Below are 20,451 nucleotides of genomic sequence, written 5' to 3'. Positions count from 1 at the left end.
AATCACAAGAAAAAATATGCATTCAGAAGCTGAAATTTCATCTGTCAACACGAGTATTGCTTTTGGTGTCAATATCTCCGGTTACGTTAACAGCGAATTTGGACTGGGTGAAGGTGTCAGATCAACTCTTCGATCACTAGAATCAGTTAATATTCCTTTCGTGATTAATAACTGTACTTTTAATACGAATCACCGAAAATTAGATTCTACTTATACAAATTTTTCAGACGAAAATCCCTATCCAATCAATCTTATTCATATCAATGGAGACATGATAAACTTTTTTGTCTCCTCTGTAGGCATTGAGTATTTCAAAAATAAATATAACATAGGATTTTGGGCATGGGAACTTCCTGATTTTCCTAAAGAATGGCTATCTGCATTCAATCTTTTTGATGAAATTTGGACTCCCAGCAATTATAGTGTAGAGGCGATTGCACCAGTATCACCTGTACCAGTCATCAAATTCATGCACAGTCTTTCGCTACCACAACCTCAAGTCAGCAAACAAGAACTGGGACTCCCAGATAATAAGTTTATTTTTCTGTTTATCTTTGATTTTTACAGCGTCTTTGAACGCAAAAATCCCATAGCAGTTATTAAAGCTTTTCAGCAAGCTTTTGGTAAAAATGATGATGTCTTACTCGTGCTTAAGTTTTCTAATGCTAAACACTTTCCGGAAAAATCTAAGCAGCTAAAAGATTTCGTGAAAAACTTTCAGAACATTAAATTAATTGATAACTTTTTACTGAAAGATGAGATTAACGCACTCATTTACAATTGTGATTGCTATGTCTCTCTACATCGTTCTGAAGGGTTTGGTTTAACTATTGCTGAGGCTATGTTCTATGGAAAGCCAGTCATAGCCACTGACTACTCAGGAAATACAGACTTCATGAATATCACTAACAGTTTTCCGCTCAAGTATTCTTTAACTACCTTAACAGAAGATTACGCACATTACAAAAAGGGAAATACATGGGCAGAACCAGATGTTGACCATGCTGCATCTTTAATGCAAGAGGTTTTTAAAAATAAGGAAGAAGCTAAGCAGATAGGTACAAAAGCATCTGAAGACATTAAGTCTTGGTTAAGCCCAGAAGTGATTGGTCAAAAGATGAAAAATAGGTTGGAATATATAAGACAGAGCAGTCAAAAATCGAAAGAAAATCCTCAATTCCATACAGAGTTAAAACACAAAGACGCAGAAATTGAACGATTAAAAGCTTTAGTCAATTATATGGAAAGAAGTAAATTTTGGCAACTGAGAAATCAGTGGTTTAAGCTAAAAGAAACATTGCAATCAAAATTCAATTGATGTCTGAAATTGAAAACATTAAACCTCGTCCACACTTACTGATTGTCAGTCATGATGTGGTAGATACTAAAATGGCAGGTCCAGGGATGCGTTACCTAGAATTAGCGCGTGTCTTGAGTCAGGATTTAGATGTTACCCTCGCGATTCCGTCACAAACAAGTCTCGAAGTCCCCAATATAAAATTAGTGCGTTACTGGGATGAACGTCCGAAGAGTTTACAAGTCTTGGTAGAAAACAGTGATATCGCTTTGGTGTCTGGTTACATGGTAGAAAAATTCCCCTTTTTACAAAAGACACAAAAACGCATTGTCGTTGACCTTTATGATCCGTTTATTTTAGAGAATTTACATTATCATCTCAACAAGCCACTCGCCGCACAAGAAAGTTTGAACAACCGCGCCGTAGACGTAACCAATAACTTAGCTCGTTTGGGTGATTTTTTCATTTGTGGAAGCGATCGCCAGCGAGATTTCTGGATTGGTTTACTTGCTTCCAATGGACGCATCAACCCCCGCAACTTTGCCAAAGATACTAGCTTACGCTCTTTGATTGATGTTGTTGGAATTGGTTTTCCTAACCGAGAACCTCGTCCAAACCCTACATTACGCGGTATACATCCTGAATTTGGCGAAGATGCTCGTATTGTACTATGGGGTGGGGGCATTTGGGACTGGCTCGACCCGTTAACTTTAGTAAAAGCTTGGACTGGTGTCATCACTCAATACCCACAAGCACGACTCGTCTTTTTAGGAACACGTCATCCTAATCCTCAAGTTCTTCCACATAAAATGGCAGAACAAGTTCAAGTGCTTGCTGCTGAAATTGGCGAAAAAGACCGTACCATTTTCTTTTACGAGTGGATACCCTACGAACAACGAGAAGCGCTGTTATGTGAAGCTGATATCGGTGTCACTCTTCATCCCCCACACATAGAAACCCGTTATTCCATTCGCACACGAGTACTAGATTATCTTTGGGCGCGTTTACCAGTACTTGTGAGTGAGGGAGACGTCACGAGTGAGTGGGTAAAACAGTATGGTGTTGGTAAAGCTGTCCCACCTTTGGATGTAGAAGCAGTGCGAGTGGCGATCGCACAAATATTAGAACGTCCGAAATCATCTTGGGCTTCAGCATTTGAACCCTTACGCGACTCCTTAAGTTGGTTCCAAGTCGTCGAACCTCTGAGGCGCTACTGCTTACAAGCAGAGTATGCACCTGACCGACAAACACGTAAACTAGTCACACCGACTGTGGTAAAACGAGGTAAACTGGCGCGAGTCATTGAAATTTGGCGTACTGAGGGAAGTCGCGAACTTGTTAAACGTATAAGGCAAAAGTTTCGGCGAGGACTAGCGAGGTAACTAGCTTGACAATAGAACTCACCAACTCACAAGGGAAAAATCTTTTTCATGGTAAGGTTCGTGGCCTTTTCCTGTGAATGACTGGCTTGAAAAAAGCTATTCAAGAATTTCCGGCAGATATTATTGCTGTTTTATCTTTCCTGACTCGACTAATTTGAAACTTTTTGAATCCATACTTGATATTCTTTGTGCAACAATTTAATTTTGTGATCGTAGATTGAAAGAAACGCATCAATAGCTGGTTTTGGAAATGTTCCGTCGCTGTATCGAGCGTCGTTCCATGGATAGTCATCAAAGGCTATAATTCCATTATTTTTGAGTAATCGAAACGACAAAACAGCGTCCTCTAGTACATCTACTGCACTGTGACTACCATCTATATAAATGAAATCAAATTCTTCAAACTGAAAAGTTCTTAACACTTTCGTTGAACTACCTTGATGCAAGGTCACTTTATTACGGACCCCCGTTTTGTCCAAATTATCGGAAAGAACATCTAGGATGCATACGTCAATACAATCGATCTGGGCGTGTGTGTGAGTGAGAATATTGTCTAAAAGCCAAGTTGTTGCTCTTCCCTCATGCGTTCCTATTTCAAGAAAGTGACACGGTTGACCTACATATGCCGATAAATACTTCTCAAATAGAAATGTACTTCTGCTAAACCAATCGTCCTTAAATGTATATTTGTTGACCATTGTGAGTACAAAACTTTGGCTATCATTGTTCCATAATAGTGCAGAATATGTTTTAGTACAAGTCAGCTAACTCTAGCTGAACTCTACTAATGGTGAATGCACCGAAGTGAAAAATATCGATGATTTCGGTTTGGTAGCAGGTGTTATTGATGAAAATTCTGCACGTTACTCAAGGTTATACCCCAGCAATTGGGGGTACAGAATTACTTATTCAACGCGTTTCTGAAGAACTCGTTCAGCAATTTGGCGATGATGTCACAGTCTTCACCACAAATTGCTTCAATGGAGAAGGTTTTTTCAATCCAAAACTACCCCGCTTGCAACCAGGTAACGAAGAAATAAATGGTGTCAAAGTGCGGCGGTTTCCAGTCAATAGCCGAATCAGCCAAATGGTTCGATTTCCCCAGAAAGTCGCTTATCGTCTAAACTTACCATTCAACGAATATTTAAGAACAATATCTGGAGGACCAATTATTCCTGGGTTGAAAAAAGCTATCCAAGAATTTCCGGCTGATATTATTGCTGCTTCATCTTTTCCCTTACTACATATGTATGCGGCGCTGAACGGTGCAAGAAACTCTAGAAAACCGTGTGTCCTTCATGGAGGGATACATCCTGACGATGATTGGGCATTTCAACGTTCTAGAATCTATCGTGCGATTGCTCAATCGACCTATTATTTATCTAATACAAAATACGAAGCAGATTACGTTATTCAACAAGGAGTTTCACCTGAACGTGTTGTTGTCGTCGGAGTTGGAGTTGATCCAGAACCCTTTGAACAAACTTCCTCAACTCAAGCCAAAAAACATTTTGGTTTTGAAGAGCAACCAGTCGTAGGTTTTATTGGACAATTTGGCGGACATAAAGGAGTAGATACACTTTTACAAGCAATGACGCTTGTCTGGGAAATTTTCCCTGATGTGCAACTTTTACTAGCTGGAGCAAAGACAATGTTTGCCCAGAAAGTAGAAAATATTATCCATCAATTACCAGAAGTCTACAAAAAGCAAATCAAGCTTTATTATAACTTTTCTAATGAGGAAAAACCTCTCTTATTTTCTGCTGTAGATGTGTTTGCTTATCCTTCTGGTTTTGAGTCTTTTGGAATTGCATTTCTAGAAGCTTGGGCTGCAAGTAAACCTGTTATTGGTTGTCGTGCTGGAGCAATACCTTGGGTTATAGATGAAGGAAAAGATGGACTTTTGGTAGATTATAAAAATCAACAAATGTTAGCAGAAGCAATTATAGAGTTTTTAAAAAATTCTTCTTGGGCAAAAACTTTGGGTGAAGTTGGTCGTCAAAAAGTTTTATCAAGATACACTTGGAGTAAAGTGGCTCAAAAGTTTAGAGAAGTTTATCTTGAAGCGATAAAACAACATGGAATACAAAATTAGTACTTCGGAAGAATCAAATCATAACTCAAAAAGACTTTCAATATCTCTTGCACCGTGGAGGACTCGAATGACTTCGATCCCGTTATCTATAGGACGGTAGAATATAACGTAATTATTTACAGGAAAACTCCGCAGTCCCTCAAGAAGTTCAGCACATTCTTTTCCCATTAATGGAAATTGTGCCAGTGTCTGCATTTTTTCATCTAACATTCTCAGGTAGGAGTCAGCACGTTCCTCGCTGAAATCTGCAATGTAATTCCAGAGTTCCTTAAGATCGTTTTTCGCTTCAGGTGTTCTGATAACTCGGCTCATGCGGTAAGTTTCCTTCTCGCTCTTTTTTCGCCTCTTGAATGATTTCCTCAATATTGAGAGGTTCTGAGGTACCGCTGTCTAAACCACGTTGAATTTCCCGACGTAGTTCTTGAAGTCTTAGCTTACGCAAGTCCTCTTTCTCTTTGAGTAGCCGCAGCCCTGCACGAATCACCTCACTTTGTGACTGATACTCACCACTTGCAAGCATTTCTTCGACAAACTTATCAAATGTTTCTCCTAGATGTACGTTCATAGGATACCTTTCGAACATACTATAAGCACTTCTTATAGTATGTCAGATACTAACAATAAATGTCAATTGTTGTTAGCAGCTTCAAGCTATGGATACTTTTTGGACGAATCCAGAATCCTCAAAAAGCAATTTTGATGTATTTTGACAATCGGTGTATATTTAACAATTTAAACTTCAGTACCAATTGCTAGCCGCACTCCCCAGAATAAAATTAACATGGCGATCGCCAGCCAATCACCTCTTCTCAATCGTAAGTCGTGCCATTGCACTCGATGTGTACTAGGAGTCGTAAAACCGCGTACTGTCATTGCGCTAGCCATTTGCTCTGCCCGGAGTAGTAAATTTTCCAAAAGCCGTTGTGCTACTAACATCCAAACTTTGACAGCTCCTTTCAATCCTAACTTTTTCCAATTAATCGCCCTTGTCATCACAGAACGAATTAAATTCTGGATTTCTTCCAAAACCAGGGGAATAAACCGTAACGATAAAGTTAAAGTTAAAGTTATCTCAGTTACAGGCACCTTCAACCGTCGCAAGGGTTGCATTAAGCTTTCTATAGCAGCGGTGATTTCTTCTGGTGCTGTTGTCAGCAGATATAAATTGGAACTGTAAATCAGGGTAAACACCATTGTACTCACACTGATTGCCAAATCCAATGAACGGCGAGTCACTTTGACTGGACTTTTGTCAAATAGCACGTATTTATAACGTTGCTGCTTATTTGCTGACAAAGGTGGTGGAGTTGAAGGAGTCGAAGCGGATTTTTCTGTTAAGACTTGTTGCTCGATTGGCAGGCGTGGTTGATACTTAATACCAAGTCCATCAGGACTGATAGCTAAAATGACTAAAACAAGAAAGCACAATGTTACCAGCCAGCCCATTTGTTGCTGCCAAACTCTTCGAGGAATACGTGCTATTAAGGTAGTGATAATCAGTACTACCACCAACACCACGCGCCATACGTTGTTAGCAAGAATGTAAGTTGTCAGAAAGCTCATCAACCAAATTAACTTGACTCGCGGATCGAGTTTGTGTAACCAAGTTTGAGGTTGTTCTAAGTAAAGTCCAATTGGGAGCGATCGCAGTAAATCCATTTTCTAGTCATTAGTTATTAGTCATGAGTCATTAGTCAATTGCTAAAAACTCATGACTGATGACTTGTGACCACTATGACACGCGGGTGGCTCGATTGACATTAGTACTCTCGGCATCGCGGGCTTTTTTACTCCGCCATAATATACGGATAGGAGTTCCTTGAAAGCCCAAATGCTGCCGAAATTGTCGCTCAATATAGCGGCGGTAGTTGTCATTAAAGCGTTTGGAATCGTTCACAAACAATGCTATTGTAGGTGGTTGACTACTGACTTGCGTACCATAGTAAATTTTGCCTTGACGTCCAGCGCGAGACACTGTTGGCGAGTGCCAGCCAACTGCTTCTTCTAAGACTTCGTTAATAACTGCTGTACTCACACGACGTTTGTGTGATTCGGCTGCTTTATCAACCAACTCCAAAATCTTTTCTACCCGTTGTCCAGTCAAAGCGCTGACAAAAATAGTTTGGGCCCATTCAGTAAAATGCAGTCGTTCTTGCAAATGTTTTTCGTAATCGTAAATCGTATGAGAGTCCTTTTCGACAGCATCCCATTTATTAACCACTAAAACACAAGCTCGACCTTCTTCAATAATCCGCCCAGCTAATTTTTGGTCTTGCTCGGTGACACCATCTAGGGCATCTATTACTAATAAAACCACATCGGCGCGACGAATCGCTTTAAAGGCACGGTTGATACTAAAGAATTCTGGACCATATTCTACGTTCTTCTTTTTGCGAATTCCTGCCGTATCAATTAAACGATAAATTTGCCCGTTTCGTTCCACCACAGTATCAATTGCATCGCGGGTTGTACCAGAAATTGGGCTGACAATTGCCCTTGTTTCTCCTACAAAAGCATTCAATAAACTGGATTTTCCTACATTTGGGCGTCCTACAATTGCCACTTTTATTTCATTCGTTTCTGGGATTTCTTGAGTTGGTGGAAGGTGTGAAATCAGGACATCTAGTAAGTCTCCTGTACCGCTTCCATGAATAGCAGAAATGGGGAAAGGTTCACCTAAGCCCAATTCCCAAAATTCAGCAGCTTGAATCAAACCTTGTTCTGGGGATTCACATTTATTAACAGCTAGCAAAACAGGAACCTTTTGTTGGCGCAACCACTCGGCAATTTCTTGATCAGCGGGTATTGGTCCTGTACGACCATCTACCACAAATATAGCCGCACTTGCTTCTGCGAGCGCTGTCATTGCCTGTTGGCGAATCAATGGTAAAAATTCTGTATCATCATTAAACACCAAACCACCAGTATCAACAACTGTAAACTCGCGATCGCACCAGTATGCTGGTTTATAAGTGCGATCGCGTGTCACCCCTGGTTGATCATGAACAATAGCAGATTGTTCCTCGGCAAGACGATTCACCAAGGTGGATTTGCCCACATTCGGGCGACCAATAATAGCAACTATAGGAAGACTCATAACCGGATACACAATGCTCCAAATCTTTATTGTAGCGGTTGAGGCTGATACTATTTGTCCGCCTGCTATTTAAATAGCAGGCGGTTGAGTCACGCGTCCTCTCAAGAGGACTAGTGTTATTGGTTGAAATTGAAAATTCTTGCGTTTATAGACTCATTTCTAGCATTCGTTGAATTGGTCGCAATGCTGCTCTACGAATATTCTCTGGCAATATGATTTCAGGAGAGCGATTTTTCATCACATAGTAAAGTTTTTCCAGAGTATTTAAGCGCATAAAAGGACACTCGTTACACGCACAGTTATTCAATGGCGGTGCGGGTATAAAGCGCTTGTCGGGCGCTTGTTTTTGCATTTGGTGAATGATTCCAGGTTCTGTAGCAACAATAAATTCTTGAGATGAACTTTGTTGACAATACTTAAGTAAAGCTGCTGTAGAGCCGATAAAACTTGCATGGCGCAAGACACTCGTTTCACATTCTGGATGAGCGATCGCCTCTGCTTCTGGGTGTGCGATTTTTAACTGCACAATTTTCTTTTCAGAAAAGGTTTCATGGACAACACAGCTTCCTTCCCACAGCACTAAATCTCGCCCAGTTTTTTCCATCACATATCTTCCTAAATTTCGGTCTGGGGCAAAAATAATTGGCTGGTCTTTGGGAATTTGCTGGACAATTTTGACAGCGTTAGAACTGGTACAGATAATATCGCTCATTGCCTTAATCTCGGCAGAGCAGTTGATGTAAGAAACGACCAAATGGTTTGGGTGCGCCGCTTTAAAAGCTGCAAACGCCTCTTTTGGACAACTGTCGGCTAAAGAACAACCAGCATTCAAATCTGGTAAAAGAACCATCTTGTCAGGATTGAGAATCTTTGCTGTTTCTGCCATGAAATGAACACCAGCAAAAACAATGACATCCGCATTTGTATGAGCTGCTGCTTTGGCAAGCTGTAGCGAATCTCCTATAAAATCTGCAATATCTTGAATGTCTGGTTCTTGATAGTAATGTGCCAGGATAACCGCATTGAGTTCTTTTTTAAGATTCTCAATAGCTGCAAATAAATCTAGTGGTAGATCACCCTGTTCGGTTTTCTCGTTTAAAGCAAGTGCAGTCGTAAACACTAGTTTTCGTTACTGAATGTTACAAGTTTTTGTCTCGTGGATTCAATTATAGTAGTTTTTACCAAAAATGTTTGATGGGTCATACTCCTCGCCTCGATTGTGTCAAAACCTTGTAATTTTCCTATGCTGGAAACAGATGGCAAGGAAAATGGCATGACCAGTCAGAAAACAAACTCAAAAACGTTGAAAATTGCTGTAGTCGGAGATATTCACGACCAATGGGAAGAAGACGATGGCATTGCTCTGAAGCATTTGGGTGTTGACTTAGTGCTGTTTGTTGGGGATTTTGGCAATGAGTCGGTGGAAGTGGTCAGAGCGATCGCATCCCTGGATATTCCCAAAGCAGCAGTGATGGGAAACCATGATGCCTGGTACACTGCCACAGAATGGGGACGTAAGAAGTGCCCCTACGACCGCACAAAGGAAGACTGGGTACAGCAGCAACTCGATTTATTGGGTGAAACCCAAGTCGGTTATGGTAAGCTAGATTTTCCAGTTCTGAATTTAACGGTTGTTGGAGGTCGTCCCTTTAGCTGGGGTGGACCAGAATGGAAATATACTGATTTCTACCAAAAATGGTATGGAGTCACCAATTTTGAAGAGTCCACAGCCCGTATTGTGTCAGCAGCTAAAAATGCAGCTTACCAGACGGTCATTTTTATCGGTCATAATGGTCCAACTGGGTTAGGCGATCGCCCAGAAGACCCCTGTGGAAAAGATTGGCATCCTATAGGTGGGGATTTTGGCGATCCAGATTTAGCAGAAGCGATATCTGGAACCATCACCGCTGGTAAAACTATTCCCCTCGTAACATTCGGTCATATGCACCACACCCTGCGACACACAAAGAAAGAACCGCGAAAGCGCATCTTTAGAAGTCCAGAGGGGATAGTTTATTTGAATGCCGCAAGCGTACCCAGGATTGTAGAACATGGTAGCCATAAGCAGCGTAACTTCTCGATTGTTCTACTTGAAAGTGGTATCGTCTCCCAAGTCTCTCTCGTCTGGATTGGCAAAGATTTCACCATGATCTGTGAAGAAATTCTTTATCAAAAACCCACTCCAGTTGTGCAAACTGCGTAGAAGATGAGATATAATGCATATTCGGTCGGCATTGTTTTAGCTGACGCTTTACTGGAGAGGTGGCAGAGTGGTCGAATGCGCTCGACTTGAAATCGAGTGATGTGAAAGCATCCGTGGGTTCGAATCCCACCCTCTCCGTTGAATTTTGAATTGATTTGTCCCCGTGTTTTGTTCAACTGTGAGACGGGCGAAACAGATGATTGTGTTCGGGATGATATAAACGAGAGCGTGCTGATGCTTGCGAAAGTGCAGGACTAACTACGTAAAGTGTAGTGCGAATCAGCTTTTCTTGGTGAGTACAATCTGCCATTTGATTGAGGGGAACAACTCTGATTTTTTCATCACACCAGCCTAAGCGATAGCAAATCGCTACTGGTGTTTCAGCACAGTAGTGTTGCAGCAGTTTGGCTTGGGCTGCTTCAACGTGACGTACACTCAGATATAAACATAGACTAGCCTGATGGGCTGCTAGGGTTGTTAATTCTTCTGTTTCAGGAACTTCTGTGCGTCCGCTGATGCGCGTTAGTATGATTGTTTGGACTAAACCGGGAACAGTCAGTTCAACTTTGAGTTTTGCAGCTGCAGCTTGAAAAGCGCTAATACCTGGCACCACTTCAAAAGGAATTTCCGCTTCTGCCAAAAGATACATTTGCTCATGAATAGCACTGTAAAGACTGGGGTCACCAGAATGGAGGCGAACGACAGATTTGTGCGATCGCACTCGTTCTATCATCAGCGGTAAAATATCTTCCAAAGTCTTGTTGGCAGAGGGAATAATTTCTGCATCCTCGCGGCAAAGCTCTAAAATCTGTTGGGGTACTAAAGAATCAGCAAATAAAATCACATCGGCAGACTGTAATAGTTTCTGCGCCTTAACGGTTAATAAATCTGGGTCTCCGGGACCTGCGCCTACTATGTACACCGCAGAGTCTAAAGATTCATAGTTCTTTTTATTATTCAATCGGCTCGTAGATTCATGCATACAGGAACACACAGCAACTTCTCAAAAAAATTTTTTGGCATTCTATTCAGTATCTTTCCGGATAGAACCTCTGCTTCTAGAAGAGTGTATTGGTAGATGCACCCTGGTTAAGCCCTGGAGAACCCTCTAGGGCATTTTTTATTTTTAGTCATTAGTTCTTAGTACAGCAGCCCACCATAAATGAGGTACGCAATTAATTTGAATTGGGAAATGCCATCACCTAAAATCAGCTTGTCAGGTGGCTTTCGAGTCCCTCTGTTCCGGATGAACTGAGATTCTGATCGCCTCGCTGCTGCGCTGCTTTGCAGATCGCTTTTGATCATGATCGTGAAATTCAGGACTTGGCTCAAACGCTTATTCTTTCGTCAACTTTCAAAGCTTTTCGGTAAAGCTGAACTTGTCTCATCAGCTTTTGGTGCTAATAGTGTGATTGCACAAGTGCGAATTTTGAGTTTTGGTTTTCCCAGGACGACATAATTGTCACGACTCGGTTAAATTAATTGTCGTTCAATACCTATTCTCAACAAGTCCCGCTTTTTGCTGTGAGCAATTATCTTTTCAATAACAATTAGCATCTTACTTAAGAGTTATGTTTTTTCTTTACTAGAATCACAACATATCATAACATTTTATAGATTTTCTAACATTGTTTAATAAAAAGTCACAAAAATTTCAAATTCTGTATTAAGTATTTTTGTATATTCTATATATAAAAAAGTAAAAAAAACAGCAAATATTACTATGCTGTTGATATACTTTCCACAGTAGTCTTAGCTTCATGGACAAAAGTTCCAACGAGACTAGTTACTAAAGTGAAATATCTTAATCTTAGACGTTTTCAAAAGAAGTCAATTTTTACTTGTTTGACACCGGAGTTTGAGACAAGTCAGCTATTAGTTAAAAGCAGTATGATCTTAGTGTTTCTAAAAAAGTTTAATATAAATTCCTAGCTATCCCGACGAATTTTTATTTTTACTGATTTTGTATGCCTCGCAAATTTTAGAATAAAAAGTTTTCACAATCATCAAAATAAAAATTTTAATTGAAAAGCTTGAGAAGATGAAAATGCTAAACGGAGTTTCGATTTTTTTAAGTAATGTAACGGTTGTTGATCATGCATTCATTGACAATCAGGGTAATATAGTGGGAGGGTCATTTAATCCTGGTTTTGTAGTGACAGGGAAAATAGATCCTATAGAAAAAGTTATTGTGGATTTTTCTACAATTAAAAAAACTATTAAATCCCTCATAGATGACAAATTAACTGGATTTGACCATAAGTTATGGATTCTAGAAGGATATTCAAAATGCAAAAAGGAATTTAAAGAAGATCGAGTTAATATTCAATCTGTTAGTTTGCGGTTAGATATACCATCAAATGCTGTCAAAGTATTTAATGCTAAAGAATACTCTCTTAAAGAAGTTGAATTTGCATTTGAGCAATACTTAAATCAAAAAATTACTGAACTTTATCCTAGTGTCAGTATCAAATGTTTTAATACGATTAACTTTCAGCAATTAGTACCGACTCAAAAAAAAGTATCGTATTTTACATATTGTCATGGTTTAAGAAATTCAACATCTTGGGGATGTCAAAACAACTCGCATGGTCACTTATCGTTTATTTCTTTACTTAGTCATCAAGTTGATAAACAGCATGTAGGAAATTCAGAGATTTTCAAACTTGAACAAGAAATTGCAAAAGAGCTAGATAGAACTATTTTTATTTGGAAAGATACTTTAGTTCAACAAAAGAGCGACTGGATTAGAATCGAGTATACAACTAAAGAGAGGGGTTTGTTTTGCGCAGAGTATCACACACAAAAGAACAAATTAGCTTTTTTAGAAACGGAAACAACTGTAGAATTTCTGGCAAATTACGTTTGTCAGAAATGGAGAGATGAGCTTAATTCTTCTGGAGCAGATATTCTTTTCTTAAGCGAAGGCTTATCAAAGGGTGGATATGTGGATTTAAAAAGCAGAGTTTCTGCATAAAGCAGAGTTTCTGCATCAAAGTTTATATTTGGTTGGAGAGGATCCAAAATGTGTAAATTCTATGTTTTTATACCAAGTTGCAGTCAAACAGCCAACTTGTCATACTGTAGACGCTTTGCGGTGAGACAGCGCTGCAGGAGGGTTTCCCGACAGAGGCGACTGCGAATCCGAAGGGCTTCCCGCAGGGTGCGTAACGTAGTGAAGCGAAGTATCTCGCGAGATTCTTCCCTCCGGTCAGAATGACACATTAGAACGCAACTTGGTATTACATAAATTGGGATGCTCCCTTCGGTTGGAAATTTAAGTCTTGGTTGAAATTGACTATGCAATTACAGAAAATCAAAACTATTCCCATACATGAAACATTTCAAGAAACAATCCAAGGAGAGGGTTATTGGTCTGGTACTCCTGTAGATTTTATTCGATTAGCAGGATGCCCAATTGGTTGTAGTTGGTGTGATACTGGATATGGCGATGGAGGAAAAGGATTGCCCAGGATAGAGCGTTCCTTTGAGGATTTAATTTCAGAACTGAAATCTCCAAGAGTAGTCATTTCTGGGGGAGAACCTTTTATCCATGCTAGTCTTCCAGATTTAGTCAAATCTGTTAATTCAACAGGTCGTCAAGTCTCAATAGAAACTTCTGGAGCATTTTGGCAAGATATACCGCCTTCAGCATGGGTAACCTTAAGTCCTAAAGAGCATATGAATCCTCGCTATCCAGTTCATCCTAAGATTTTGAAGCGAGCCAACGAAGTCAAAATTGTTATAGCTGATGGTAAAGAATTGGAGTTTTACAAGGAAAGCCTGCTAAATGGACCATCTCTTGTATTTCTTCAGCCAGAATGGTCTGAACGTGAAAAGACTCTTCCGATTGCTTTGAAGCTTCTCAAACAATATCCTACGTATAGATTGTCTGTTCAACTTCATAAGATGATTGGTGTCTTATGATGGTTGTGCTGACTTTGTTTTTAAAAACTTTAAAATCTAACATCTTTGGAACCAATGCTCTTGTTGAAGCCACAACAACTTATTGGAAATCATGTCCTTGTGGGGAAGAGTGAGTTTCTTCCCCATTTCCCCTTACCTCCTGTGTTGATCTCCTTGCAGGGTGGAAATAACATCTGGTAAAGGACGTTTGGCTACGTAAAGCCAAGCTAACCCAGCTAAACCGAAGCCTATTCCCAGTAAACTGACAACTTGTGCTATCCTTAGTACCCCAAGCATCAAACTATCTGTCCGAAGACCTTCTATCCACAGGCGTCCTAAGCTGTAAGCTGCTAAATAAACCAGAGACAGCGTACCTGTTTTCAAAGCGAGTTTGCCCGACAAACCTCTAAAAAATAAAGTGATCAGCAAGGCGAAAACCATAACATCCCACAAAGATTCATAGAGAAAAGTGGGATGGAAGTACTCAAAATTAGCCAGTTCTGGGGGACGATGTTCTGGGGGAATATATAGTTTCCAAGGTAAATTGGTGGGACGCCCAAAAGCTTCAGAGTTGAAGAAGTTGCCCCAACGTCCAATAGCTTGACCTAAAATCAGCGAAGGAGACACCAAGTCAGCCAATTGCCAAAAAGAAATCTGTTTCATTCTGGCAAATAACAATGCTGCGATCACACCACCGATAATTGCTCCATGAATCGCTATACCTCCTTGCCAAATAGCAATGATACGTTCTGGGTGCTGAACATATTCTGACCATTGAAACAAAACGTAATATAAACGTGCTGCTGGGATTGCTGCAATCACCAGCCAAATGGACAAGTCGCTGATTAACTCTGGATTAACGTTACGGCGCTTTGCCAAGAATTGAGAAAGTGTAACGCCAATTAATACTGCTGTAGCAATTAAAAAGCCATACCAGCGGATAGTTAATGGTCCTATTTTCACCAGAATCGGTCCTGGAGAAGTAAATTGAAATGCCAAGGGCAAGGTAGAAATATCCAGTGCCATGTAAAAGTACCTAAAAAACTATAAAAAGCTAATGTACATTTGACGTATTTATAGCAGTTTGCATTGGATTGGGTGCGATACATCCAAAGAATGAAGTAGTAGAGCGTCAAGATTGACTTAAGGGGGAAATTTTTAATAATTTCTTCCTTGTCCTCCGAGTCTTGCCCTGTGTTTTTGTCCTACCTACACTCATCAATCTAAAGTTGACACAGTAGTAGGGTGCAGCAGAGCTTATAAAGACTAACATCTTGATGATTTAAATGAGAACTTGCATTTTGTTACAAATAACCTTTGGTTTAGATATAATCACCTAAACAACTTTGAGGCATCTGTGATCATGATTGCCATTTATCCAGGAAGTTTCGATCCTATTACTTTAGGACACCTTGACATTATCCAACGCGGCAGTCGATTGTTTGCCCAAGTGATTGTCGCGGTTTTGCGGAATCCGAACAAAACTCCACTGTTTACAGTGCAAAAACGGCTAGAACAAATTCGTGTGTGTACGAAACATCTCACCAATGTGGAGGTAGACGCCTTTGCTGGTTTGACCGTAAACTATGCCCAAGTGCGGGGAGCACAAGTCCTATTGCGGGGTTTACGAGCAATTTCTGACTTTGAAGTAGAACTTCAGATGGCTCACACAAATAAAACTCTTTCTCATGAAATAGAAACCGTTTTCTTCGCAACCTCAAATGAGTATAGTTTTTTAAGTAGTAGTGTGGTGAAAGAGGTTGCTAAGTTTGGTGGCTCTGTTGATCATCTTGTCCCCCCCCACGTTGCCCTGGATATTTACCAATGCTACGCCGAAAACCATCGAATATCGAACTAAATCAAAACGGAAGCAAGCCTCCCCAGCAAGAGTTTGCCGAAGAAGTCTCCTATAACGGAGATGCTACGCGCACAACAAGTGTAGACATTCAGCAGGAACTCAATCGCTTGGAGGAGATGATTCTTGCTGGTTTTAACATTCCACTGACGCGACGCACGATAGTGGATGAAGACAAACTGCTTGATCAGCTTGATGAAATACGACTTTCTTTACCTGAAGTTTTTCAGGAAGCAGCAGCAATCATCCAACAAAAGGAGGAAATCTTCCTAGAAGCAGAAGAATATGGGCAACAAATTGTTGACGCAGCACAAGCCAAGCGATCGCAAATTTTGGATGAAAGCGACATAATCCGACAAGCAGAACGGGAAGCAGCTGAACTCAGGCGACAAGTTCAACAAGAATGTGAGGGGATGCTGCAAGACACCCTTGAAGAAATTGATCGCAAACGACGCGCCTGTCAGCAAGAAATAGAGGAAATGCGGCGTCAAGCAGTTGCAGAAGCAGAAGCAGTTGAACAAGGCGCTGATGACTACGCTGATAGTGTCTTAGAAAATATTGAGCAGAATCTTCTGGATATGTTGCGAATCATCCGTAACGGACGTCAGCAATTACAACCAGACTCTTCTGAAGAAGATCATTCTCAATTTCCTAAAAAAAAATAAGTAAGTGGGTCAAAATAAATATAAAACCTCCCTCTACCTACGGCTTCCCTCCGTAGGTGATTTATCCCTGAACGTGGTTAGCCACGTTTAAACAAGATTTCTAGATTTATCTAGATTTCATTGAGTTGTGAGGTCTTACCTTACACTGAATTTTTATATTTTCTGACGACTATTCCGGGTTTTTTATCCCTTACTTTAACGTTGTAGAGACGGGAAATTTCCCATCTCTACAGCGTGTATTAAATTCTTGACAAAATTTACTTGTTAGGCTGCGGAGTCAAGCGAAGATAAGGCTTCACTTCCTGATACCCTTTGGGGAATTTCTCCTTCAGCACTTCTGGATCTTTCAATGAAGGAACAATCACACAGTCATCGCCGTCTTTCCAGTCTGCTGGTGTCGCTACGCTGTAGTTGTCTGTCAACTGTAGCGAATCAATCACCCGCAGAATTTCATCAAAGTTACGTCCAGTGCTGGGAGGATAAGTTAAACTCAGACGTAGTTTCTTGTTGGGATCGATGATAAACACCGTACGCACAGTCAGCAATGCATTGGCATTCGGGTGAATCATGTCATAAAGGTCAGAGACTTTGCGATCGCCATCTGCCAAAATTGGATAGTTGAGGGTGGCGTTTTGAGTTTCCTCAATATCTCCAATCCATCCTTTGTGAGATTCTACATCATCAACACTCAGAGCAATGACTTTGACATTGCGTTTGTCAAATTCTGGCTTCAGTTTAGCGACTTGGCCTAATTCTGTTGTACAAACAGGTGTGTAGTCTGCGGGGTGAGAGAAAAGTACAACCCAGCTGTCGCCAGCCCATTCATAAAAGTCTATTTCTCCGGTGGAGGAGGCTTGGGTAAAGTTTGGTACTGTATCGCCTAGATGGAGAGCCATATGAGATTCCCTGTAGTTCAAAAAGGCATATGTATTGTATTTTGTCATGATGCCACAAAACCCCGGTTTACCGATTGGGCTTTAGCAGGATGAAACAAAATTTTAGGTTGTGCAAACTTGCACAAACAGACTTATTATTCTACATCTGAGTGGGACAAGATATTATTGTACGCCTGAATGGTTTGACGAGCGATCGCATCCCAACTGTAATTTTTCAAGGCATACTCTTGAGCACGTAGTCCCCGCCTTTCACGTTCCGAAGGATTTTGTAAAGCGATACGAAGTATGCTAGTGAATTCCAACACATCTGTTGCACTCACCCATCCTGACTCGCTATCACGTACTTCTTGACAAATATGCACTTGATCTGATATCAGTACTGGTGTTCCTGCTGCCATCGCTTCAGCGACAGCAATACCAAAATTTTCGTAGTACGATGGCAAGACAAAGATATCAGCAGCTTGAAGAAGAGCAGATTTTAATTCACCAGTGACAAAGCCAGTGATTGTGGTGTGCGATCGCAACTCAGAAGCTTGTACTTGTAATTTTATTTTTTCTTCATAACTTGGATCCTGAGGATTAGTCCCAGCTAAGACAAAGTGAAAATCGAATCCTTCAGATAAAAGCGCCTCTAACGCTGGAAGCAGGAGATTTAACCCTTTTTTTGGGTCAATGCGGGACATAAACAGCACCAAAGGTATATCCTTTGATATACCAAACTGACTACGTACATCTTCTTTCCCTGCATCTTTAATTGGGTTTACACCCAAAGGTATTACCAAATCTCGTGTCGATACTCCAAATCTTTCTGAGACTTTAGCTTCTTGAGTGCTAGTAAAGTGAAGTGCAGCTGCACCAGCTAAATTCGGACGTTCTAAAATTGCAGCATAAAGCTGTTTGAGTTGTTTTTTCTTACGTAAATCAGCTGGGTCTAAAGTTCCCAAAGGACGCAAAATGTAAGGTAGCTTTTGCTGACGACAAACAGTTGCAGCAAAACTACTAACAGGGGAAAATAAAGCATGAATATGGGCTAAGTTAAATGTGTGAGCGTGACGATTTAACCACCTGAGTAAGTCAAGAGAAAATTTATAGCGACGAAAAGGGGCGCAACGGAAATAAATGATTTTATAACCATCTTGTTCGATGGGATAATTTAAAGGAACATCCAAAGGTTTTTGACCAAAATCACCGTTACTGTCAGTTGTGAGAACTGTAACTTCTACTTTTTGCCGTGCTAATGCAGGAGCGAGTCCTAGTACCATTTGACTAGGGCCACCATAAATCAGGGAAATTGAGGGGATGATTTGTATAACTTGCATAATTTTTCATTTTTCATGGGTTATTTCTTGTTTACTAATGACCAATCACTAATCACTATTTATAAGTTCTTTATAAAAATCCAACTGCTGTCTTGCTAAAGCTTGATTCGTGTACTGAGTCATTGCTTTTTGATAACCCATTTCACCTAAATTTTTAGCCAATTCAGGTTTTTCCATCAATTGGAGTATGCAATCAGCCAGTGCTTTCTCATCTCCTTCAGGAAATATTAATCCAGTCTTACCAATCACATAAGGAATTTCGCCAGAATTAGAACCAATAACAGGTACTTTGCAAGCCATTGCTTCTATTAGTACATGACCAAATTGTTCTTTCCAGCCAACAGAAGTGATATTTTTGAGATTATAGTTAGTTTCTGATGGGAGAACTAAAGTACTCATTAAATTAATATATTTTGGAACTTCATCATGAGGAACACTTTCTACCAAGATGATTCTGTCTTGAATCTGATATTCTGCTGCTTTGTTTATTAACTCTGACTTTAAGGTACCACGTCCCAAAAGCAAAACTTTCCAAGATTTCTCTTTCAAACTAGCTAAAGAATTTATCAGAGTCAGTAATCCTTTTTCTTGAACAAAGCGTCCAACAAATCCCACAATAAAATCACTTGGTTGAATTCCCAGCTGAGTTGCTAATTCTGGCTGTGGTGTCGGAGTAAACAGACTTTCGTTTACACCCAGTTGAGGCATGACTTTGATTGAACCTGTGTATCCATGTTGTCGTAAAATTTCTGCGCCATCTTGGTTACCTGAAATAATGCCGTGGCTGTGACTTAAATTATATTTCTCTAATAAAGAAACTGGAAATTTCAGGTTATATGGTAAATTCCACCAAGTAAAAAATATATTTTTTGCCTTGAGTCCTAATAGTTGATTTAAGGTAATCATCTCAGCATAAGCTAATCCCTTGGAACCTTGTTCTACCTGGATAATTTGGGGACGAAATTTCCACAACAAAGATATCAAATCAGCACCAAAAGTCAGAAGTCCTTGATGGTTTTGACTAAAGTTAGAAATTGGAACTATGCGAAACTTGCCTTGATCACGAAATTGAGTTTCAATAATTTTGTTTTGAACACCGCCCGGTTTCCATTTTTTGGGAACGACAACTGTGACTTCAATTTCCGGTTCTAGTTGAGATAGAATGCGTAATTTCTCACAGTTAAGGTCTACTATATACGTGTGGCTTGCGACTAAAATTTTCATTGATATTTGTAATAATTTGTTTAGAATCACAGATGCACACAGAATAATATAGCAATCCGCGCAGGATTTGTAAGAAAATTTACTCCTTAGCCAACGCCCCGTTGACTTATCTACACTCACTCAGTTGATTGTAAGACTTCAGCAGCAGGGCGTTGTGATTTATCCGCAGTTTAGCACTCAGGGAAGTTTAAAGAAGCGCTTGCTTTTAAGGTAGATGCAATTGTTGTAGTCGGGCGGGGGGAACCATTTAGAGACTAGAGAAAATAAGTTTTAAACTTTATACAAATAACACATAGATGGAGACATTACAATTGGCATTGAAACGACAGTATATGAAGATTTTTGAGAGTTTGCGTTCAAATTTTAACAATGTGTCTTACATGACACGTATTTTGTCATGACCCTTGATCGCGTTACCAGTCCTGATCGTTTTCTCCTCAATCGTCAAGTAGACTGCATAAAGTAAACCTTAAATTGTAGGGTGCGTTAAAGCAACGCGTAACGCACCGCAT

The 20,451-nt window shown here is 40.2% G+C and carries 18 protein-coding genes, 1 tRNA gene and 1 pseudogene; 9 read left to right on the top strand and 11 right to left on the bottom strand.

Annotated features, from left to right (window positions below):
* Positions 1-16: 16 nt before the first annotated feature.
* Both DP117_RS15630 and DP117_RS15625 read left to right on the top strand, forming a co-directional pair.
* Complete coding sequence (locus DP117_RS15630; RefSeq protein ID WP_169219218.1) at positions 17-1,318, top strand: glycosyltransferase; 1,302 nt, start codon at positions 17-19, stop codon at positions 1,316-1,318.
* Positions 1,318-2,679: a hypothetical protein gene (locus DP117_RS15625; RefSeq protein WP_169219217.1), complete on the top strand. Its 1,362-nt coding sequence runs from the start codon at positions 1,318-1,320 to the stop codon at positions 2,677-2,679. Before DP117_RS15630 ends, DP117_RS15625 begins: the two co-directional genes overlap by 1 nt.
* A 149-nt stretch (positions 2,680-2,828) precedes the next feature.
* Here DP117_RS15625 and DP117_RS15620 read toward each other — a convergent pair whose 3' ends face one another.
* A complete protein-coding gene (locus tag DP117_RS15620; protein WP_169219216.1) occupies positions 2,829-3,377 on the bottom strand; it encodes a class I SAM-dependent methyltransferase in 549 nt (182 codons plus the stop codon).
* A 149-nt stretch (positions 3,378-3,526) separates the two neighbouring features.
* On the opposite strand from DP117_RS15620, the gene DP117_RS15615 reads away from it, so the two are divergent.
* The gene (locus DP117_RS15615; protein WP_169219215.1) at positions 3,527-4,774 is read left to right on the top strand and encodes a glycosyltransferase family 4 protein; all 1,248 of its coding nucleotides are present in this window, start codon (positions 3,527-3,529) and stop codon (positions 4,772-4,774) included.
* A gap of 18 nt (positions 4,775-4,792) precedes the next feature.
* On the opposite strand, the gene DP117_RS15610 is transcribed toward DP117_RS15615, so the two are convergent.
* The 5 genes from DP117_RS15610 to nadA all read right to left on the bottom strand — a co-directional run bounded on the left by DP117_RS15610 (position 4,793) and on the right by nadA (position 8,991).
* The gene (locus tag DP117_RS15610) at positions 4,793-5,086 is read right to left on the bottom strand and encodes a type II toxin-antitoxin system RelE/ParE family toxin (RefSeq protein ID WP_169219214.1); all 294 of its coding nucleotides are present in this window, start codon (positions 5,084-5,086) and stop codon (positions 4,793-4,795) included.
* Positions 5,061-5,339, bottom strand: a complete 279-nt coding sequence (locus DP117_RS15605) for a type II toxin-antitoxin system ParD family antitoxin (protein WP_169219213.1) — start codon at positions 5,337-5,339, stop codon at positions 5,061-5,063. Before DP117_RS15605 ends, DP117_RS15610 begins: the two co-directional genes overlap by 26 nt.
* Positions 5,340-5,506: 167 nt before the next feature.
* Positions 5,507-6,433, bottom strand: a complete 927-nt coding sequence (locus DP117_RS15600; RefSeq protein WP_169219212.1) for an energy-coupling factor transporter transmembrane protein EcfT — start codon at positions 6,431-6,433, stop codon at positions 5,507-5,509.
* Positions 6,434-6,506: 73 nt separating this feature from the next.
* The gene (gene der / locus DP117_RS15595; protein WP_169219211.1) at positions 6,507-7,871 is read right to left on the bottom strand and encodes a ribosome biogenesis GTPase Der; all 1,365 of its coding nucleotides are present in this window, start codon (positions 7,869-7,871) and stop codon (positions 6,507-6,509) included.
* Positions 7,872-8,016: 145 nt separating this feature from the next.
* Positions 8,017-8,991 (bottom strand): quinolinate synthase NadA, encoded by a 975-nt coding sequence (gene nadA, locus DP117_RS15590; RefSeq protein ID WP_169219210.1) that lies wholly within the window; start codon positions 8,989-8,991, stop codon positions 8,017-8,019.
* Between the two features lie 123 nt (positions 8,992-9,114).
* Between nadA and DP117_RS15585 the strand changes: the two genes are divergently transcribed.
* Both DP117_RS15585 and DP117_RS15580 read left to right on the top strand, forming a co-directional pair.
* Entirely contained in the window at positions 9,115-10,074 is a 960-nt protein-coding gene (locus tag DP117_RS15585; protein WP_248277675.1) for a TIGR04168 family protein, read from the top strand.
* A gap of 53 nt (positions 10,075-10,127) precedes the next feature.
* A tRNA-Ser gene (locus DP117_RS15580) sits at positions 10,128-10,212 on the top strand.
* A gap of 34 nt (positions 10,213-10,246) precedes the next feature.
* Here DP117_RS15580 and cobM read toward each other — a convergent pair.
* A complete protein-coding gene (gene cobM / locus DP117_RS15575) occupies positions 10,247-11,056 on the bottom strand; it encodes a precorrin-4 C(11)-methyltransferase (protein ID WP_169219209.1) in 810 nt (269 codons plus the stop codon).
* Positions 11,057-12,121: 1,065 nt separating this feature from the next.
* On the opposite strand from cobM, the gene DP117_RS15570 reads away from it, so the two are divergent.
* Both DP117_RS15570 and DP117_RS15565 read left to right on the top strand, forming a co-directional pair.
* Positions 12,122-13,051: a hypothetical protein gene (locus DP117_RS15570; RefSeq protein WP_169219208.1), complete on the top strand. Its 930-nt coding sequence runs from the start codon at positions 12,122-12,124 to the stop codon at positions 13,049-13,051.
* 323 nt (positions 13,052-13,374) lie between these two features.
* A complete protein-coding gene (locus tag DP117_RS15565) occupies positions 13,375-14,001 on the top strand; it encodes a radical SAM protein (RefSeq protein ID WP_169219207.1) in 627 nt (208 codons plus the stop codon).
* 132 nt (positions 14,002-14,133) lie between these two features.
* Here DP117_RS15565 and lgt read toward each other — a convergent pair whose 3' ends face one another.
* Positions 14,134-15,006, bottom strand: coding sequence for a prolipoprotein diacylglyceryl transferase (gene lgt / locus DP117_RS15560; RefSeq protein WP_169219206.1), 873 nt, complete (start codon positions 15,004-15,006; stop codon positions 14,134-14,136).
* 337 nt (positions 15,007-15,343) lie between these two features.
* On the opposite strand from lgt, the pseudogene coaD reads away from it, so the two are divergent.
* Positions 15,344-15,835: pseudogene (gene coaD / locus DP117_RS15555) on the top strand (pantetheine-phosphate adenylyltransferase); the annotation flags it as partial.
* Positions 15,805-16,500 carry a DivIVA domain-containing protein gene (locus DP117_RS15550; protein ID WP_248277674.1) on the top strand — a complete coding sequence of 232 codons (696 nt, stop codon included), beginning with the start codon at positions 15,805-15,807 and terminating at the stop codon, positions 16,498-16,500. The pseudogene coaD and the gene DP117_RS15550, both read left to right, overlap by 31 nt.
* A gap of 257 nt (positions 16,501-16,757) precedes the next feature.
* On the opposite strand, the gene DP117_RS15545 is transcribed toward DP117_RS15550, so the two are convergent.
* The 3 genes from DP117_RS15545 to hpsO all read right to left on the bottom strand — a co-directional run bounded on the left by DP117_RS15545 (position 16,758) and on the right by hpsO (position 19,939).
* Positions 16,758-17,396, bottom strand: coding sequence for a peroxiredoxin (locus DP117_RS15545; protein ID WP_169219204.1), 639 nt, complete (start codon positions 17,394-17,396; stop codon positions 16,758-16,760).
* Positions 17,397-17,530: 134 nt separating this feature from the next.
* Complete coding sequence (gene hpsP / locus DP117_RS15540; protein WP_169219203.1) at positions 17,531-18,715, bottom strand: hormogonium polysaccharide biosynthesis glycosyltransferase HpsP; 1,185 nt, start codon at positions 18,713-18,715, stop codon at positions 17,531-17,533.
* A gap of 48 nt (positions 18,716-18,763) precedes the next feature.
* Entirely contained in the window at positions 18,764-19,939 is a 1,176-nt protein-coding gene (gene hpsO, locus DP117_RS15535; RefSeq protein WP_169219202.1) for a hormogonium polysaccharide biosynthesis glycosyltransferase HpsO, read from the bottom strand.
* Positions 19,940-20,451 lie beyond the last annotated feature (512 nt).

The sequence above is a fragment of the Brasilonema sp. UFV-L1 genome, from assembly GCF_012912105.1.
GTDB lineage: Bacteria > Cyanobacteriota > Cyanobacteriia > Cyanobacteriales > Nostocaceae > Brasilonema.
This window is presented reverse-complemented; position numbering and strand designations above follow the sequence as displayed.